At 34.6% G+C, this 18887-nt stretch carries 17 protein-coding genes and 1 pseudogene; 14 read left to right on the forward strand and 4 right to left on the reverse strand.

Features of this window, described 5'->3' with window-relative positions:
* Positions 1 to 12: 12 nt before the first annotated feature.
* From ACOMCU_RS07875 to ACOMCU_RS07905, 7 genes and pseudogenes are all read left to right on the forward strand, one after another.
* Complete coding sequence (locus tag ACOMCU_RS07875; protein ID WP_421049840.1) at positions 13 to 3207, forward strand: condensation domain-containing protein; 3195 nt, start codon at positions 13 to 15, stop codon at positions 3205 to 3207.
* Between the two features lie 2 nt (positions 3208 to 3209).
* A complete protein-coding gene (locus ACOMCU_RS07880) occupies positions 3210 to 3998 on the forward strand; it encodes a thioesterase II family protein (protein ID WP_421049869.1) in 789 nt (262 codons plus the stop codon).
* Positions 3988 to 5376, forward strand: coding sequence for a lysine 2,3-aminomutase (gene ablA / locus ACOMCU_RS07885; protein ID WP_010859484.1), 1389 nt, complete (start codon positions 3988 to 3990; stop codon positions 5374 to 5376). Before ACOMCU_RS07880 ends, ablA begins: the two co-directional genes overlap by 11 nt.
* 14 nt (positions 5377 to 5390) lie before the next feature.
* Complete coding sequence (locus ACOMCU_RS07890; protein WP_010859483.1) at positions 5391 to 6146, forward strand: class I SAM-dependent methyltransferase; 756 nt, start codon at positions 5391 to 5393, stop codon at positions 6144 to 6146.
* A gap of 231 nt (positions 6147 to 6377) precedes the next feature.
* Positions 6378 to 6513: pseudogene (locus ACOMCU_RS07895) on the forward strand (UV damage repair protein UvrX); the annotation flags it as partial.
* 340 nt (positions 6514 to 6853) lie between these two features.
* Positions 6854 to 7357, forward strand: a complete 504-nt coding sequence (locus tag ACOMCU_RS07900) for a MepB family protein (protein ID WP_421049841.1) — start codon at positions 6854 to 6856, stop codon at positions 7355 to 7357.
* Positions 7358 to 7640: 283 nt separating this feature from the next.
* Entirely contained in the window at positions 7641 to 7796 is a 156-nt protein-coding gene (locus ACOMCU_RS07905) for a hypothetical protein (protein ID WP_421049842.1), read from the forward strand.
* 192 nt (positions 7797 to 7988) lie between these two features.
* Here the strand turns inward: ACOMCU_RS07905 and ACOMCU_RS07910 are convergent, their stop codons facing one another.
* A complete protein-coding gene (locus ACOMCU_RS07910) occupies positions 7989 to 9146 on the reverse strand; it encodes a Ger(x)C family spore germination protein (RefSeq protein ID WP_421049843.1) in 1158 nt (385 codons plus the stop codon).
* Between the two features lie 460 nt (positions 9147 to 9606).
* Here ACOMCU_RS07910 and ACOMCU_RS07915 point away from each other — a divergent pair, with 460 nt between their 5' ends.
* Positions 9607 to 11112 (forward strand): serine hydrolase domain-containing protein, encoded by a 1506-nt coding sequence (locus tag ACOMCU_RS07915; RefSeq protein WP_010859479.1) that lies wholly within the window; start codon positions 9607 to 9609, stop codon positions 11110 to 11112.
* 264 nt (positions 11113 to 11376) lie between these two features.
* Complete coding sequence (locus ACOMCU_RS07920; RefSeq protein ID WP_010859478.1) at positions 11377 to 11535, forward strand: hypothetical protein; 159 nt, start codon at positions 11377 to 11379, stop codon at positions 11533 to 11535.
* A 191-nt stretch (positions 11536 to 11726) separates the two neighbouring features.
* Here the strand turns inward: ACOMCU_RS07920 and ACOMCU_RS07925 are convergent, their stop codons facing one another.
* Entirely contained in the window at positions 11727 to 11927 is a 201-nt protein-coding gene (locus tag ACOMCU_RS07925) for a hypothetical protein (RefSeq protein ID WP_010859477.1), read from the reverse strand.
* Between the two features lie 668 nt (positions 11928 to 12595).
* Here ACOMCU_RS07925 and ACOMCU_RS07930 point away from each other — a divergent pair.
* Entirely contained in the window at positions 12596 to 13561 is a 966-nt protein-coding gene (locus ACOMCU_RS07930) for an ABC transporter substrate-binding protein (protein WP_010859476.1), read from the forward strand.
* Positions 13562 to 13713: 152 nt separating this feature from the next.
* Positions 13714 to 15378: a helix-turn-helix domain-containing protein gene (locus ACOMCU_RS07935; RefSeq protein WP_010859475.1), complete on the forward strand. Its 1665-nt coding sequence runs from the start codon at positions 13714 to 13716 to the stop codon at positions 15376 to 15378.
* 672 nt (positions 15379 to 16050) lie between these two features.
* Here ACOMCU_RS07935 and ACOMCU_RS07940 read toward each other — a convergent pair.
* Positions 16051 to 16245 (reverse strand): hypothetical protein, encoded by a 195-nt coding sequence (locus ACOMCU_RS07940; RefSeq protein WP_421049844.1) that lies wholly within the window; start codon positions 16243 to 16245, stop codon positions 16051 to 16053.
* Positions 16246 to 16663: 418 nt separating this feature from the next.
* On the opposite strand from ACOMCU_RS07940, the gene ACOMCU_RS07945 reads away from it, so the two are divergent.
* From ACOMCU_RS07945 to ACOMCU_RS07955, 3 genes are all read left to right on the forward strand, one after another.
* Complete coding sequence (locus ACOMCU_RS07945) at positions 16664 to 16804, forward strand: DUF3953 domain-containing protein (RefSeq protein WP_329600449.1); 141 nt, start codon at positions 16664 to 16666, stop codon at positions 16802 to 16804.
* 516 nt (positions 16805 to 17320) lie between these two features.
* Positions 17321 to 17557, forward strand: a complete 237-nt coding sequence (locus ACOMCU_RS07950; RefSeq protein WP_010859472.1) for a hypothetical protein — start codon at positions 17321 to 17323, stop codon at positions 17555 to 17557.
* Between the two features lie 240 nt (positions 17558 to 17797).
* Positions 17798 to 18019: a hypothetical protein gene (locus ACOMCU_RS07955; RefSeq protein WP_421049845.1), complete on the forward strand. Its 222-nt coding sequence runs from the start codon at positions 17798 to 17800 to the stop codon at positions 18017 to 18019.
* Between the two features lie 193 nt (positions 18020 to 18212).
* Here the strand turns inward: ACOMCU_RS07955 and ACOMCU_RS07960 are convergent, their stop codons facing one another.
* Positions 18213 to 18716 (reverse strand): DinB family protein, encoded by a 504-nt coding sequence (locus ACOMCU_RS07960; RefSeq protein WP_421049846.1) that lies wholly within the window; start codon positions 18714 to 18716, stop codon positions 18213 to 18215.
* Positions 18717 to 18887 lie beyond the last annotated feature (171 nt).

An 18887-nucleotide genomic window follows, 5' to 3' on the forward strand; every position in this document is an offset into this window, starting at 1 on the left:
GGTTGATAGATGGTGAAAAATGACAAAAAATTGCCGTTAACACCATTGCAAATGGTTATGTTAATGGAAACATTAAAGGACCCATTATCAGATGCATATTGGCAAATTCTATCTTATGAAATTCCAAATACGTTTTCATTTGAAGAAATTCATTACGCTTGGTTGAATACTGTAAAGGCAAATCCAGCATTAAGAACAAAGTTCGAATGGGATTATGAGTCAGAACCTATCCAAATTATTCAAAATAATGTGGAGGAAGTTAGTGTATTAGAGGTTAACTTTCTTACAATTAAAGACGAATTTTTAAATATAGAGAATTGGTTTAAAAGTAAGATTGCTAGGCTACAACATTCTATGTTGGATAAATCTCAGCAATTTTACATCGTTCATAACTGGAAACCAACTAAAAACTTATTAGTATGGGTGCATCATCATATCATAATGGATGGCTGGTCAATTGCCCAAACGTTTGAAGATTTCTTTAAGTTATTAAACAAGGATGTAACTTCATTAGAAAGTCGTCCGGATATAGAACCTTATTTAAACTATATTAGTGATTCAGCGTACAAAAAAGAACTAGAAGAGTATTGGAAAAATGTTTTAAGTGATTTAACTCAAGCAGAGACACTGGCTATAGAAAAATCACAACATGTTGATCAAAAGCCATTATTCATGTATGTAGATAAAGAGTTAAGTAAGAAAGCGGCAGAGAACCTTCATGCCTACAGTATAAAAAATAGGGTTACAACTTCAAGTGTAGCTTTAACAATATGGGGAGTGTTGATAAATCGTTATCAACAAACAAATAAACTATATGTAGGTTCAACCTTTGCTTTAAGACCATATCAATTGATAGAGTCGAATGATATGAACGGGATGCTCATAAACACCTTACCAGTCAAAATAGATATTGAAGATGAACTGACATTAAAAGAAGTGTGTTTGCAGACAATGGATTATCTACAAGATGTTTCAGAAAACAGCGGGGTTCCATACTCTAAATTGTTGCAATTTGGAGGGGTATCTGGAGATTCAGAAATCTTTAAAACGTCTGTTATCTTTCAAAACTTTAAAGGAAGTTTAAATAAAAAAAAGAATGGTGATTTAGTTCACCAATATGGAACGAGCTCTGATCCTTTATCGATAACATTTGATATTACCCAAAATTCATTATTTTTAAGATTAGGTTGGGATCAGCATCGTTATGAGAAAATGGAGCTTATGAGAATACTCGATTCCCTTGAGTATATATTTGAAAATATAGAAACCTATAATAATATGCTAGTGAAAAATATGAACTTAACGAAAGTTGAAGAGTTATATCTAAATAATGTATTAAATACAAAACAACCTGAAAATTTTGGAAATTTCTCTATTCAATCCATGTTAGAAGGTCACAAGGAAGATTCTTTAGCTATATCAGACGGTCAAAGAAATTTAAGTTATCGAGATGTAAAAAAATGTATTAATGTTGTGGCAAATCAATTACTTGAAGAAGGAGTACAGAGTGGGGATACGGTTGCATTAGTTGGGAAGAAAAGTATTGAAACAGCAATCGGCATTTTTGCTACTTGGACAATAGGTGCTGCGTGGTGTGCAATTGATATGAATACACCAGATGCTAGAAATAAACGTACTTTTGAAATATTGCAGCCAAAAACGTCTTTATTTCTAGATAACATTTCAAAAATTATCGAGTGTAGTGCTAATGAAAAAGAAATTATGAGCGAGGCTCACAGGTTTAACTCAGAAGATTTTGCATATTATATTTCTACTTCTGGTAGTACAGGAGAACCTAAAATAGTTTCATTAAAAGCGGAAGGTTTGTCTCAACTAACGCAAAGCTGGAAGCAATTTTATAATTTCTCTCGCGAACAAAATGTTCTACAACTAGGGAGTTGGACCTCCGATGTTTTTTTAGGTGATTTATTGAAGGCATGGTCTACTAGTGGATGCTTATTCATTTGCGAGGAAGATAAAAGAATTGACATGGCATATTTAGCGGAAATAGCAGATAAATATAATATATCATTTCTAGAATCAACACCTGTTTTAGTAAGAGAATTTATCCACTTTTTAAATGCAGAAAAGATTGTTTTAAAGGATTTAAAAACGGTAGTGGTAGGTTCTGATACGTTCAGACTCGAGGAAAAGAATGAAATTTGTAACATGCTTTGGGAAGGTGTGAATTTCTATAATGGTTATGGTCTAAGTGAATGTACAATTGAGTCGTTAGTTTATAAATGTAATAACTATGACGATAGTTCTAAATCAGGGCTATGCCCAATAGGTGAACCATTACCAGGAACGATTGTGAGAATTGTTGATAAAAAAGGTAACTTAGTAGCCCCTGGCATGATAGGTGAACTACACATTGGCGGAAATCAAGTTACAAAAGGATACGTAACCGAGGATGGCTTAGCTACTTCAAATATATATGCTTTAGATGGTGTTAGATACTTCCGTACAGGTGATTTAGTTAGGCTAAACGCTAATGGGGTAATTGAATTTTATGGACGCTGTGATCAACAAGTAAAAATTCGAGGCTACCGATTGGAGTTAGGAGAAGTGGAGAACGCGTTGTTATCACTTCAATCAGGTATGGAATGTTTTGTCACATGTCTTCTAAATACTAATGGTGAAAATCAATTAATTGCCTTTATAAGTGGAACAAACCAAAGTGTTGAGACAATTACTAGTATCATTTCAGGGATACTACCTGATTTTGCTATTCCGAATTTAATTATTTCATTAGAAAAGTTGCCTCGAAATACGAATGGTAAAATCGATAGAGTTTCACTAAAGAAACAAGCTGAAGCACTTCTAAAACAATCAACTGAAGCTACAAATATTTCAATATCAGGAGATATAGTTGATATTGTTAGAGAGATGTGGGAAGTAGTTTTAGGGAAAAAAGTTCAACTAAATCGAAGCCTATTCGATCAAGGCGGCCATTCTTTAATTGCTCTAAAATTATATAACTTACTTAGAAAAGTATTGCCTGAGCATGAGTTTGTGGTTGGAGACCTTTTCAGATATCCAACGATCAACCGATTTGTTGAAGAAATTTCGGCTAGAAAAGAGGATAAGCCTACTCAAGAAAGTGTGACTCCATCTTACAGCAAAATAGAAGTACTAGAAAAAGTGAAACAAGGCGAGCTTACAGTAGATGAAGCAATGAAATTAATAGGTGGTAATAGATTGTGAAGATGAAACAAGAAAAAGGCTATCTAATATATAACCCGAATCAAAATGCAAAATTAAAATTGTTATGTTTTCATCATGCTGGAGGTTCGGCACTTTCAATGGTTCCTTTAGTAAGAAACTTATCTTCAGAAGTAGAAGTTTGTTTATTTGAACTACCTGGTAGAGGAATGACCAATGATTTGCCTTTTCAAGCTACATTTTGTGAAGCAAAAGAATATCTTCTAAAAAACGTAGCTCCTTATATTGATCGTCCATCAGTTTTATTTGGTCATAGCTTAGGCGGATTATTTGTATATGCTTTATCAAGTTTACTTGATGATAAAAGTCAATATATTAAAAAATTAATTATTTCAGCTGCTAGGTCGCCAATAACTGTATCTAATAATGCAACGTATCCTGAGACTCCTTTTACGAGGCGAACGAGAGAAAGTGTTATATCAGATATTAGAAGGCTGGGTGGAGTTCCTAGTGAGCTTGAGTCTGACTTGAACCTGTTCAATTCAATAGTTGATGTTACAGGAAGAGATTTTCATTTACTTGATACATTTAGGTTTGATGATAAGGCATTCATCAAATATCCAATGGAGCTTTGGTTAGGTGAACAAGATTTGGCAGTTCCTGAAGAGGAAGTAGAACTGTGGGAGAAAATGACGCTGAATGAATATAAGTGTAAGTATTTCAAAGGTGGTCATTTCTACTTGAATGAGAACGAGGACCCTGCGAAAGAATTGAGTCGTGAATTAATGGGAATATATGCTAACATTAAAGGAGGGGTGATTTATGCAGACTAAACTTAAACCAGGAGAAAGAAGACATTATCGGGAAATTGAACTTTGGAAAGATGTTACCCAAGAGCAGTGGGATGATTGGCATTGGCAATTAACGAATACTATTAAAACTTTAGATGATTTAAAGAAGGTTGTAAACTTGACTGCTGAAGAAGAAGAAGGAGTAAAAATTTCTCTACAAACGATTCCTTTGAATATAACTCCTTACTATGCATCTTTAATGAACCCAGATGATGTACGTTGTCCAATACGTATGCAGTCTGTACCCTTATCTGCTGAAATTATTAAGAGTCACTATGATTTAGAAGATCCATTGGATGAAGATGAAGATTCGCCAGTACCAGGTATAACACATAGATACCCAGATAGAGTATTATTCTTAGTTACCAATCAATGCTCCATGTATTGTAGATATTGTACAAGAAGAAGGTTTTCTGGACAGGTGGGAATGGCGGTACCTAAAAAGCAACTTGATACAGCTCTTGATTACATTAGGAATAATGAAGAAATTAGAGACGTTCTATTATCAGGAGGGGATGCCTTATTAATTAACGACAAAATACTTGAGTATATTATAAGTAATTTAAGAGAAATATCGCATGTAGAAATAATTAGAATTGGCACTAGAGCACCAGTAGTATTTCCTCAAAGAATAACTGATGAATTGTGTGATATTTTTAAAAAATATCATCCTGTATGGCTAAATACACACTTCAATACTTCATTGGAATTAACTGAAGAAGCAAAAGAAGCATGTGAAAAATTAGTGGATGCTGGAGTTCCAGTTGGGAATCAGTCTGTTATTCTTACGGGCATTAACGATAGTGTTCCGATAATGAAAAAATTAGTACATGATTTAGTCAAAACCCGGGTTAGACCATACTATATTTATCAATGTGATCTATCAGAAGGTATTAGTCATTTTAGAGCGCCTATTTCTAAAGGATTGGAAATAATTGAATCTTTGAGAGGGCATACTTCCGGCTATGCTGTTCCTACATTCGTAGTAGATGCCCCAGACGGTGGTGGGAAGATTGCTTTACAACCAAATTATATAATTTCTCAGAGTCCTGAGAAATTTGTTTTAAGAAATTTTGAAGGCGTTATTTCTTCTTATCCAGAAATAAAGAACTATGAGCCAGGTACTGCAGATAGTTATTTTTCTGAAGTTTATGATTTAAAATCATATGAATCCACAGGTGTTTCTAAGCTTCTAGCGCCTGAGCCTTCTAAAAGTCTAATTCCAAAAAATCTTCGCCGATATAAATTAAGGGAAAGATATAAAAAAGAGGGAGCGGAGACTTTGAAGGATAAAAGAGAAAATAGGGATCTTTTAAAACAAAAGAAATTACTACAAGCACAGAAAATAAAAAAATTTTAGTTAGGAGAATAGAGATGATTAGTTTTTACGGAAGGTTATCCACAGAAGTATACGATATAGATAAATATATTGGTAAATCATTTGGTGATGTAGAGTATTATCTAAAAAGGTTAGAAGGTGTTAAGGGAAGAATATTAGAGCCTGCTGTTGGTAATGGACGTATCTTAATACCTCTACTGCAAAAAGGGCTAAACATTGAAGGTTTTGATCTTTCCGATGACATGTTAAGTTTATGTAAAAAGAATTGTGCGGAAAGAGAGCTTTCACCAAATCTATATTCATTAAATATGTGCAATTTTACATTGGAACAAAAATATGAAGCAATTATTATTCCGACTGGATCATTCCTATTAATGCATCAAAGAGAAGATTCTTTAAATGCTTTAAAGTGCTTTTACGATCACTTAGAGGATGGAGGCCGTTTAATAGTGGATACTTTCCTTCCCGAGTCGTTTGAGAAAGGTTATCTTGCGACTAGAGTATTAAAGAATCAAGACGGTGACTCTATAACTTTGGAAGAAGTATTAGTGGATGTGGATTACATTAATCAATTTACTACTACGCATAATAAATATCAGAAATGGCAAAATACTAAACTAATTGACACTGAGTTAGAAATCTTCCCATTAAAGTGGTATGGAGTAGAAGAGTTTCGAGCTATTTTACAAGATATTGGATTTAAAGATGTTACGATTTCTTCAGATTACGAATATAATAAATATCCAACGAATGATTCTGAGGTATTTACTTATGAAGCAGTAAAAAAATAGCATTTAACTAAATAGCGAATATAAATAATATAACTATTCATCTCTCAGTAGGGGTGCCTCAAAAATGAAACATTTGACTTAGAACCATATAATAAAAAGCAGTGAAAAGTTCGATTCAATCGAACTTTTCACTGCTTAAATTAAATTTCGGACTTTTTCAGTGCCCTCGATTTTTATGATGGGTGTTTAGATTGTTTTTTTAATGTTACACAACAAAAGGAGTACATACAGCAAAGCCTTTGGGGTTCACCTGAACAGGCAGCAAAGGAAATTCAAAATGCTAATTTATTCTCAATTTCGCATTCCGTCTGCGGTTGGCATGGGACCAAACATGTTGATGGCTAAACTAGCATTAGATCTCGATGCTTGTTTCTACTTTTTTATTTTTAAAATCTATTGCTCAGACAAAAGACTAGTCAAAAATAGCTTTCATCGCATAGTAATAGTAGTGTAAAGCTAATCTAGCCTTACAAAAAAACTCTCCTGTTTTGGGTCACTTTCTAAATGGAAGTGGCCTTTTTAAAATTGTTGAATTATGGATAATTAAGGGCGAAATAGCAGATGACAGTTTAAGTATAGTGAGCGTTAGATACGGTGAATCACAGTACCGTGAACTAACAGTATTATAGTATACTAGTAGTTTGCGGTGCTTTTTTGAACGTAAGAGAAGGCCCTGTCTTGTACTATTAACAAAGGAGAAAGACACCATGAGCAGATTTTATGATGCAGTAACTTTTACAAATAATAAGATATACGAACCAAATAACCTAATGATCAGCAATATTCAAGAAGAACAACAAAATTCAGAATATGGAGCAGGGAAATTCACTTTAAATTTGAAAACAATTCGCTTTAGGGTTGCCAAAATAACGCCAACCAAAATCGGACAATTTGTCGCTTTTTGGGAGAAGGATGACTGCAATAAAAATCAAGCATATCATTATAAAGACTTCCCAGACTTACTAGTTATCACTACCTTTAAAAATAAAAAGGTCGGTCAATTTGTTTTCCCAAAAGAACTTCTGATGAAAAAAGGTATTCTAAAAACAAAAGATAAAAAGGGCAAGATGGCAATCAGAGTCTATCCAAGTTGGGATGAACCAACCAATATGCAAGCAGTAACTACTCAAAAATGGCAATTACCATATTTCATTGATTTAGCAGATAATAATATGCTGATGAATGAACAAATAATGAAACTATATTCTTAAGCATTAAAGTCTACTGATCGGTCATTTAATGTAGCGAATGGGCTTTTATCCCTGTATATTCGTTACTTTGTTGAAATCGAGCATCATTGGTAATCATATAAGTTTAACCTTATATTCAAACGTAATCTACTTGCTCAACTACTTTTTTCCTTTCAACTGATTAATAAGATTTTTATTCGTTTTCTTTTTTTGTTTTTTGAGAAGGAAAAACTATTTAGTTAATTTCCTTTTTATTGAAAGTTTGTTATACTTTATATTGAAAATAGCTTTAAGAGGTGATTTTATGGAAAAAGATACGTCATTCGATTATCAATATCCCAAACACCAGAGACGACGCCATAATGAAGAACGTAAAGAGTTATATGTAATTAAAATTACAAAGGAACAAGTAGACCGCTTAATTGAGGATATTGATAACACATTAAAGACGTCTAAGTGATGTCTTTTTTTGTATGTCAACACAAACGAATAAGGTAAAAGATGTCGTGATTGATATAGGCATGCAGTAGATGTAATAATAACTCAGAAGGAGTGACGAATTGAGACATACAGGCTGCAGACATCCGATGTGAAACGATTCAAAAAAGACCAAATACTTGAGATTTAACACAAGTATTCGATCTTTTTATAGTTATTCTTTGATTGTTTCAGAAAATGTTTTTCGTCCAGGATTAACTTTATTTACATGAATGTCTAGTTTACTAATTGAATCTTCGGTTAATGGTATTTTGCCATCATTCTCCAGGGTTTTCCATACTTTAATGTTTTTTCGATATAAATATTCGGATAAACGATAAATGTCTACATCTAATTTTAATCCTGCTTCATAGGCTGTTATTATATTTTTTTTAACCTCCGCTATAATATTTTTTCTTATCTCATCGGAAGTAACTTTTCCTTTAAAGCCATTAAGCGTGGCATTAAAAGTTACATCTATTTCAAACTTAACCTGATTGTTTTTTACAATTGGTTCAACCTCTAGGCTTATTTTTTCTAAATCTACTGTTAAGTAATCGTTTTCACCATTTTCTAACTTAAAGGTTACCTCTCCTTGGCTCTTTTTTTCCTGCATCCATTGCAAACCTTTTGCAGCTTCATCTTTAATAAAGCCTTTAAAACCATCTTTTGAAAGTATGCCGACACCTGTCAATGCAGTTTCTTCGGATGACTGGTCTGAAGTCTGCCAATTTTTATTAATTGTCACTAATGGAATACTAATTTCATGGCTTGGTTCATTTAACCCAATAATTGACTTTCGTAAATTGATGGGTTCAACGAATGACTCTTGTGCACCTGAAGTGAGTGGATTACTCAGTTTAGATGCTGTAAGCGATTTATTTATGATGGGTGTTACTAAGAGAATTTCTTCAATGGGTTCCTGTGTGCAATAAGCCCAAATTTGATATCTTGTTTCTCGATGACGTAAAAAACTATCGATAATGGGTACAGCATGCTCACTTTTCATTGCCTCCTCAGATAAAATAAGATAGGTCATATGTCCCCAAAATACTTTTTGATCGATGGAACGATATAATTTAAAAAAAGCCTCCTCCATCGTTTTCCCTTTAGCACGTCCAATTTCAGCCTGTGTTGCTTCTGGATTCGGTTGCTCAGATTTGGCTATATTTGTAAAGTCAATAATTTGCATAAATATTTCATATTGATCGTCCTTGAAATCAATACCGACGCCATGAACATAATACATCCTTTGGGGTTCCGATACATCCCAACAGCCAGAAAGCAGAAGTGTTGCTATTAAGCTTACTATTAATATAATTTTTTTCTTCATTTTATCCCTACTTTAGAAGTTCGTTGTACCCTTTAGGTGCCAAGAGCTTTAATTGATACATATAAGCTTGGACAAAAAAAGCGCGGATTTGAGTAATTAAGAACATCTCTTAAAAAAGGGGTGAAGTGACTTATGAAATAAGAAAATAGCCATAACTCAAGTTGAATGTTAGATACCTGAATCATTAGAAAAGATTGAGGAAATCTAAAAAGCTCCAAAGTTGATTCTTACCTGCTTTCTATCTTTGAAATGAAAAGTGATGCCATTATAAAAATTGATTTAACTACAGGATAACAGAACAACATTATGTGACAAAATTGTCATGTTGTATCGTTTTTGGTCATGTAAAACGATGGTTTCGGTATTATTTGCTTGTTATATTAAACGATGTTGTAAGAAATTTTTTTCTTGTAACCAGCAATACTTAGTTGAAACGTGTAAATCCAAAGGAGAAACTAAAATGAAATCATCATTAAAAATGTTTATGTTTATGCTTGCTATGATTCTAATATTTAATGGATTATTACCAAAAATAGCGTACGCGGACTCGAAAGAAAAAATTCAAAAGATTGAACAATTTGTTGAAGAGCAAAGAGCCATTAGTAAAATTCCAGGATTATCATTAGTTATTGTAGAGAAGGGGAAAACGGTCTATCAAAAAGGCTTCGGATACGCTGATGTAAAGGAAAAAACACCCGTCACTTCTAATACATTGTTTGAAATAGGATCCACGACGAAAGCATTTACAGGGCTAGCCATTCTGCAATTGGAAAAGGAAGGTTTGTTAACACGAACTGACGATGTCCGAAAGTATATTCCTTGGTTAGAGCTAAAATATAATGGGGATGTGCAGACGGTTACTATCAATCAGTTACTTTACCATACGAGTGGGATAGCTTCTAACACTATAGCTCGTATCCCTAAAAGTACAGCGGATAACGCTATTGAGTTGACTGTGAAAACATTACTAAATCAACAATTAAATCGTAAACCTGGCAGTTCATTTGAATACGCAACAATTAATTACGATGTATTGGGTCTTGTTATTGAGAAAATAACAAAACAGCCCTATGAAATGTATATAAAACAGCAGATTTTAGAGCCAGTCGATATGAATGATTCCTTTGTTGGGCTTCAACAAGTGAATTCAACAGAAATGGCAACCGGTTATAAAAGAGGGTTTATGCGGGAGCAAACATACACGCCACCGATTTATCGTGGAAATGTACCAGCTGGGTATATTGTCAGCAATACGAATGATATCGCAAAATGGCTGAACTTACAGTTAGGAATCAGCCAAATTTATCCTATTGGCAAAAAAATCATTCAAGAATCGCATATCCCTGATCAATCAGTAGAGCCTTTCGATAAGGATACATACTATGCTAGTGGCTGGGGCGTTATGGAAAAAGACGAAAAACAATATATCCTCCATGCCGGAGAAAATCCAACATTTACCTCGTATTTCATCATGCAGCCTGATGAACAATTAGGCGTAGCCATACTGTCCAATATGAATACGAGCTTTACAACAGCTATAGGTCAAGGCGTGATGGATTTATGGGAAGGGGGAAATGTTAACAATAATCATTCCGACAGCTATCAAAAATTGGATAAAATCGTGACCATCATTTGTATTACGATCTTTGGTTTCGGTGCATTTTTCAGCATTTTTTCGCTAAGAATCGCGAGAAAATTTTATAGAAAGCAACGCATTAGAGTATCTTTAAGCGCAAAGAGGATTTTTCTACTTTCCATACATTCGTTAATTGTAGCTGCCATTTTGACACTCTTGATACTGTTCCCAAAGATTTTATTCGACGGATTGCCTTGGGAATTTATTAAAGTATGGGGGCCGACTTCAATCTCTGTGTTATTTTATAGTGTCATAGTGACAAGTGTTATTTATTATCTGTTTGGATTATTGCTTATTTTTACTAAAAAAAATGAGCTAAAGATGAAATAAGAGAAGTATCTATATGAAGCCGTTGATTTCCGTTACGGCGGACGCTTTTCGCGGGCACGGCTTCAGTCTCCTCGTCGCTAAGCTCTTGCGGGGCTTCAGCTCATGCTATTCCCGCAGAAGTCGCCGCCTGTGCTCCAACCAACTCGTGTACGTCTATAAATGATTGAGGTGATGGATAAGGATGATGAAAAATAGTAATAATGAACGACATCAATTAGAAATGCTGCTATCGGAAAATCATTGGACGTCCTATTTGGTCGCATCATGTGGAATCTTTTACGTCATCAATGTGACATGAAACAGATCTATGCACTTCTAAAAGAAACGATTGAACGTATATGTGCGGATGCGAAAGAAAAGCATGGTATGCGTTGGACAACCTTAATTGTCCATGACTGCCATGAATTTAAAGAAGCTAGCTAATTCATGGTAAAGTTTAAAAACGGCAGAAAATAGTTGCTCGTAGCTAACTACTGTCGTTAATAGCGGTTATTTGTCACTACTATTTCTGATAACATTTCAAAAGGTATTCGGCATAATCACGTTCCGAATACCTTTTGGCGTCAATCTAAAGGGTCACTCGGTTAAAAGTGACTCTAAACAAAACTACGGGATTATTTGAATTTTTCGGGTTTGGCTACTTTGGTTGAAGCTGCTTCACCACATTTTTTGCAAAATGTTAAAATAAGTGGGGACCCAGCAGCAATTATAGAACCTATAGGTCTAACGTTACCTTCACTAGTTATACTGCCAATTTGACCAGTTGCAAAGGAATCGTTACCACAAGCCTTACAAATTAATTTATCATTCTCCATAAAATCACCTCAATATGTATTTTATGTGAATTGTAACATAAAAAAAGCCGCAACGAGGGAAGTGGCTGCGGCCTCAAATCAGTGGAGAAAATCTCATGGCAATAATTATTCTGTACACAATTTGTTAATTTATACATCAAAAAGAAGCTGCAGCGTGATCAAACGCTACAGCCTAGAATTGGCTCATGACCTTTTACGGTTAGTCAGTAACAGTGTTATTGTTAAGAGATAATAAAGTTGTTTAAAAATAAAATAGTTGTTTAAATATATGTGTAATTTGCATCTGTTTGCTTATAAATGAAATAAGCGAACGGATGTTTTTTGTTTGGGAGGAAATGATGGCGAATGCTAAACAGAGACTTACTAAAAGAAGAAAAGAATTAAATTAAATTCAAAATTTAATAGATAACGCATCTAATTTGTGAATTATTCACTTTTCATGTGAGAGTTTCTATGACATTAAAGATGGAAGACACCTAGAATGACATCGATAGCTGTTAAATATTTTAATACTGGACAAACTGAAACTTTTTCTATTGATGCCATTGACATTTATCCAAATAAATCGTTGCGTTTTTTCCATTGTTTCCTCTTTTCGCACAAGCTATAATAATGCCGTAAATGATAATCATTTTCAATTAAAGGCAAGAAGGAAAGGGGCAACAAGTGTGAAGAAACATCGTGGAAAGCAAATTATACTATGGGCAGGGAGCTTTCTCCTGTTGGTGATATTATCAGCATGCAGTACTTCTAATGTTAATAGCAACGTGTCTGATGAACAGAAAGAGGAAAGCGAGAAAACAATACAGTATACAACGATTAAAGGTGAACAAGTTAAAATACCTGCACATCCCAAACGGGTCGTTTATATTGGTCCGACGCTTGGCGATTTCTTGGTGATGGATATTCCAATCGTTGGTAGTAATCTTATCCATGCTAATCATAGTTACTATGAAGGCAAAACGGAAGGAATAGTTGATGTTGGACATCCAGGTGACTTAGAGATGATTCTAACTTTAAAACCGGATCTGATTATTAATAGTTATTACAATGCTGATGCAGAGCAAAATGAGGCATTGTCGAAAATTGCTCCTACTATCCCCTTCAACCCAGCTCTTCCTTATGCAGAACGTATAAAGGAAATGGGAAATATCTTTGGCCAACAGAAAGAGGCAGCTCAATTGATTGCTAAGTTTGAAACACAGTCGCAAGAAATGTTTGATAAGCTTCAATTAGCAGAAGGGGAGTCAGCAACAGTTTTCTACCAGTTAGGTAAAACGCTTTATGTTATGGGTAATCGTTCACTTGGTGCCATTATTTATGGAGAGAACGGCTTTGCCATCCCGCCAGCAGTACAGAAAAATATTATTGATCAAAAAGGGGTATCTTTCGTTGAGGTTTCAGAGGAGGTGATTCCAGAGTTTGCTGGTGATCATTTGTTTGTACTTGTACAAGATAATGATGAAAGTAAAACAGAATCTGACCAACTGCTACAAAGAAGCCCGCTATGGGGAACTCTGCCTGCAGTCCAAAAGGGAAATGTTTACGTTGCTTCTGCTGAATGGAATACAGATGGCTTGTTAGCTTTGGAGCAATTGTTTAAAGAGCTGCCACAATGGATGCAACGGCCGTAAGAAATTGTATCTGCCCACTCAGTTCTTTAAACCGTTAGTTTTCTAAAATAGCACATACTCGAACTAATAAAGCTGAGCTATAGTTGAAAGCGGGTCATTATATGTTATATTAATGATAATGATAATCACTTTCAATAGTTGGGGAGTTGCTTATGAATCTAGCATCCTTGTATATTAGGCTACAACACTGTGATAGGTTTCAAGTTGACCAGACGATCTCAGCGATTAGCCATAATGAGGGAATAAATAACAATGAAACAAATTTATGCACATTATTGATAGCACTTAGTCCTGGCATACGGCTGTACATAGATAAAATTGCAATCGATCTGCGACAAGGGAGCTGCATTCTAGTTTTACCAGTACAACGCTACACGGTGGAATCAAGCAACGGCGAGGGAGAGCTTGTGCGCTTTACCTTTGAAACCTTTGAAGTAGAAGGAATGAATATGAATCCGGTTGCTCATCCACCCTTGCTTTGTGGTTATCCCTATAGTCTGTTATTTTCTCGAGTCAAGCAAATATTAGGAAATGAAGCAGAGATGAGGAATCCGTTCCGTTCCTCTCTGTCCGCATCAGAAATGGCAATGATGCAAAGTAGACTTCAGTTTATTCTAAGTATGATGGTCCAGTTAGATGAGCAAGCTGCCCATTTGCAGAACGAAGAAAAGATAAAAATGATACAACATACTGTACATTATATGGAAAAGCATTATGATGAAGACTTGACAGTAGAACAACTAGCTAACATGGCTGGAATGGTCAGATGGCAATATAGTCAACAGTTTAAAACATTGACTGGTCAAAAGCCAACTGATTATTTGGTCCATTTACGTATCAAGCACGCAAAGAAACTACTTTGCAATTCCACTGAGCCATTGAGCAAAATATCTCGACAAATTGGGTTCAAGGATGAATACTATTTCAGCCGATGCTTTCGTAAATTAACTGGAAACACTCCGCGTGAATATGCCAATATCCATCTACATACTCAGCAAAGAACAGTTATCGATTCACTTGGTAGAAAAGTTCTTGTTCCTAGAAATGCAACGCGTATTGTGACTGATGGCAAATATACACTTGGAGAATTACTAGTTCTAGGCATATCTCCTATAGGAGCGGCCATCTCTATGAAAGATAATGTAATTTATTACAATAAGTTACAAAATATTCAAAATATTGGACATTGGGCAGATCCCGATAAAATAGCACAGCTGCAGCCTGAGTTAGTGTTGCTTAGCTATCATCATCATGCACAAGATTTACAAGTACTAGATGCGATTGCTCCTACTGTTGTGTTGGACAATAAGTTTAGACTATTTGAACGATTACGGTATATCGCTAAACTATTTGAACGTAGTAAAGCGGCGGAGAAGTGGATTACTACATATGAGGACAAAGTAAGACTGGTACGTAGACAATTAGCAGATGCTTATATTGCTGGGGAGACGGCTACTGTTTATCTTAAGCTAGGTACAAAATTTTATATTATGGGCCAAAACGGATTGGCTGCCTCCTTGTATGAATCACTTGGCTTTCGTCCATCTGCCCAAGTGATGCACCTAATCGAGCAAGGGCAAGCATGGATAGAAATTCAGCAGCATCAAATGAAACACTATGCTGGAGAACGCAATTTCATCTTGGCTTCTCGCAAAGAATTGCAAACAGTTGCTCACTGTCCACAAATCGCGGCTATAGTCGAGTTAACTCCCGGTAAGATTCATTTTATGGATGCTACATGGAATTATGAAGATCCCATCACACGTGAACGGTTGTTAGAGGTGCTACCGTATATTTTTAAGAAGAAAACTATGTGATTAGGGGTGTAGCATCAAAAAAGGTACTTATTTATAAATTAAATGACTTTATTATCTGTATAAATTCGAGCTATAGAATATTAAATAGATTTTAAAACGATTTTAAAACCACCTATCAAATTTAGGCGATAGGTGGTTATTGCATTTGAATGGTCAAAATTAAACAACTTTATTATCTGTTAACAATTATACCGCAACTTAGGAGATCAAACCTAATGGGCAAACAAGGGCTAGTATTAACATTTACACAAAACAACTAGACGCAATGATTACGGACTAACACTGGGTGATTAACGCTTAAAGAAATACGAGCAGTTGGGCAAAGACAACTCAATACGGTATCGAGGCTATATTATCAAAGGTTGTAGGAAGTGTAGGCGATCACTAGATGCTTGACGGGCGATCTAAGCGATGAATAAGGTACAAAATATGGGTTTTAAGTCATACACACATTAAAACATCAAGGACAGTATCGTAGAGAACATGATAGGGTAACAGGTAGAGAGCCTGATTGCCCCCTTTTACTTATGCATCAATTGTTTCAATATAAAATTCAGTTACCTCATTTTTTTCAGCATTTGTTTTAGCTTCGCAAAAAAGTATTATCGGGATTTCTTCATCATCAAACCATAGATACCTTACTTCTGCACAAAAGCCACTGTTATCATTGTATTAGTATACATCTATGTCCATTTCTTCATCACTAGGTGGCAAAGTAAGTGTTCCTTGCATTAGTATAACGTCTTTTAAAAACTTCTCAGTTTCATCGTTAATTTTATTCTCTTCTTTAAGTTTTTCGTAACGAAGGTTTACTAGATCAACGAGTGTTTCTTTAGTTAATTGCACTATTTTTTCTTCTAATGTCATTATAATAATTGCCTTCTAAACTATGAAATACTTAACTAATCTCATATTATCATTAATAATCTATACATTACTATAGTTGCCATACTTTCAATATTAGGTGATAGGGAAGTACGAGATGTAAACTGAATTGGAGGTCGGACAGATAAAGATTTCTCGCTTGGAATTTACAAAATCCTAACTATTAGGAAAAGACCGACCGATGACCGAAAAGCGTCCCATATTAGGTATCTAAATAATTTCAGAGCTATAAATTGGGATTTATATCCATACTTTCTGTTTTGTTGTATAATAAAATAAGAATAATTTAAAAGAGGAGAGGAAAGTTTTGCTGAAAATTTTACAAATTGTTTTTTCCATCATAGTAATATCACTCTCAGCTTACGGACTTATCACACGGGATTATCAGCTGAATTTTTTAATGATATTCTTTTTAGGATTATTTATGTTGATTTTAGGAATTAGAGAATTTCAGAGAGAGAGAAATGTTTATGGATGGCTACTAATCGTTGTATTTTTATTTTCAGTATTTGTATCAATTCAAAGTTTCGTATTGCTCTAAATAAAGGAGTGGTTATCATGTTGAATTTTTACATTTCTCAAAAGATGATTCTGAACATACAAGTGAAGAAACAACTCGGGATGAATCAATAGAAGTCGATAAAGCAGTAGAACAAGTAAAAGTAACAGAAGAAACTTCTGAAGAGTCGAACTCATCGTCAATCAAATTAGGTGAAGTGGTCATTGTTGATGATTTTGTAGAATTTTTGTTAAAAAGCAATACTTTCACTAGGAAAGTTCATCCATCTAATTCAGCGACAGACCATGTTTTTCATTTAGAAGATACATATCAAATATTACTTGATTTGATACTGTGATTTCATTGAAAAGTATCGACATCAGGCAAACTGGGAGATAAATTTATTTCAGATATTAAATACATATATGATAACAAGTATGAGTATGTACCCGAAGTTGTAATGAAGTAAATAATGGAAAAGAATTTGAAATAGCACAAAATTGGGTGATATGTATTTTATTGGAATTTATTACTTATTTACGGTATGGGGTGACGATTATGTGGTGGAAACTAAAAAAAATTATTGATGATGACAAGCAAATTGTTTACAGATATAGCCGTGAAAGTGATGAGTTGGATGGTGAAATTGCATTTGATAGAGAAACCAAAACGTTTCGTTGTATCGAATTAGCAAGTGGAGATACTGAAAGAGGAGTAGAATGGTTCTACCCGCATTTATGGAGAACTATTGATATAGAAAACGCACCTGACGAACACTTTATAGCGATTGGTTAAAAGCATATTTACTGCAAATTATTATGTGAAGAAAAAAGGTAAGCGTAGGGGCTGTAACGAGATATAAATAACCATCTTTACTAGATTAGTATAAGTGATTCAAGCCACTCCTTTTAAATGCAACGATTTTCATTGTGGTGGTGGGGAAGGTACTCGCAATCTTTAATAACTTCATGTTGAAATGTGCTACAGCAAAAATGAATGGTGGCGCTCGTTATACTGCTGCTGAAAAAATAATGCTTGAATATAGTACGTAAGGAAATTAGAAAGCGTTGGACAAGTTTAGTGAATCAGCAGGACCATCTCAGTTGCAAAGGTTGTCCGAAACGAAGAACTTATGATCCTACTAAAAATGCAGAGGGTGCAAGACGTATAAGTGGCAAAGAAGTATTGGGAAAGAACTGGAGCAGATTAGTAATTTGCTCAGGTGGAACAAGTGAATTTTTGCAAGATATTGTTTAGTAAAAAAATTGTGAACCAAATATTCACAAGGAAGAATGGTAATATGCATGGGATAATTATCACTCAGCAAATCAATTTTAGAAGAAGAAACAAAAAGAATCTACTTTGAAATAAGTTCAATCAAAATAGATTCAATAACTATTGGATACACATGAAGTCTTAAAAAGTTTAATCTTTTGTTTGTTTTGTTGAACTACATTTGTGGTGCTTCCATACCAAACTTTGCCCATTCTTCTTTTGAAGGACCATAAATGCCTGGAACAACTAATCCTGCCTGTCGCATAAGAACGGTCATTTGTCCTCTGTGGTGGCTTTGATGTTGAATCAAAAACATTAATAGTGAACCTTTAGGCATTTGTTGACCGATAAATTCAATACACTCACTCATTGTATGGTCAGTCCATTGGGTTTTTAATGCCTGTACAAATGCATTACTAGCTTGGTGATAGCTGTCTGCAATAAATTGAGCCGAACAAGGAACGGGATAATCTTTAGTTGGTGCTTCAAACTTCAAGTTTGTATTTGAAGTAATAATTCGTATAGCAGAAACGGTATGCCAAGCAATGCGTCCTAAAGTCCAATTTTGTGATGTTATTTCCTGTTTAAGTGATTCATCAGTTAAATTATTGAGTAGATTCTGTGTAGCATCAGCTTCAAACTCCCAAGATTTCAAAAAATGATCTAAGGTCTGGAACATAAAAATCCTCCTAAAAATTAGTTTTCTTTCTATGCATCTATATTTTAAGTATACGCTCCGTTAAGCGGAATAAGGTTATAATTTTGAAAAACAGTTAAATTTTTCTAAAGGGTTCACTTTACTATCCATGAACATTACTTCAGTAACTGCTATTTTACTGAATAATATGAA

This window comes from Lysinibacillus sp. UGB7 (assembly GCF_049058285.1).
GTDB classification, from domain to species: Bacteria; Bacillota; Bacilli; order Bacillales_A; family Planococcaceae; genus Lysinibacillus; species Lysinibacillus sphaericus_B.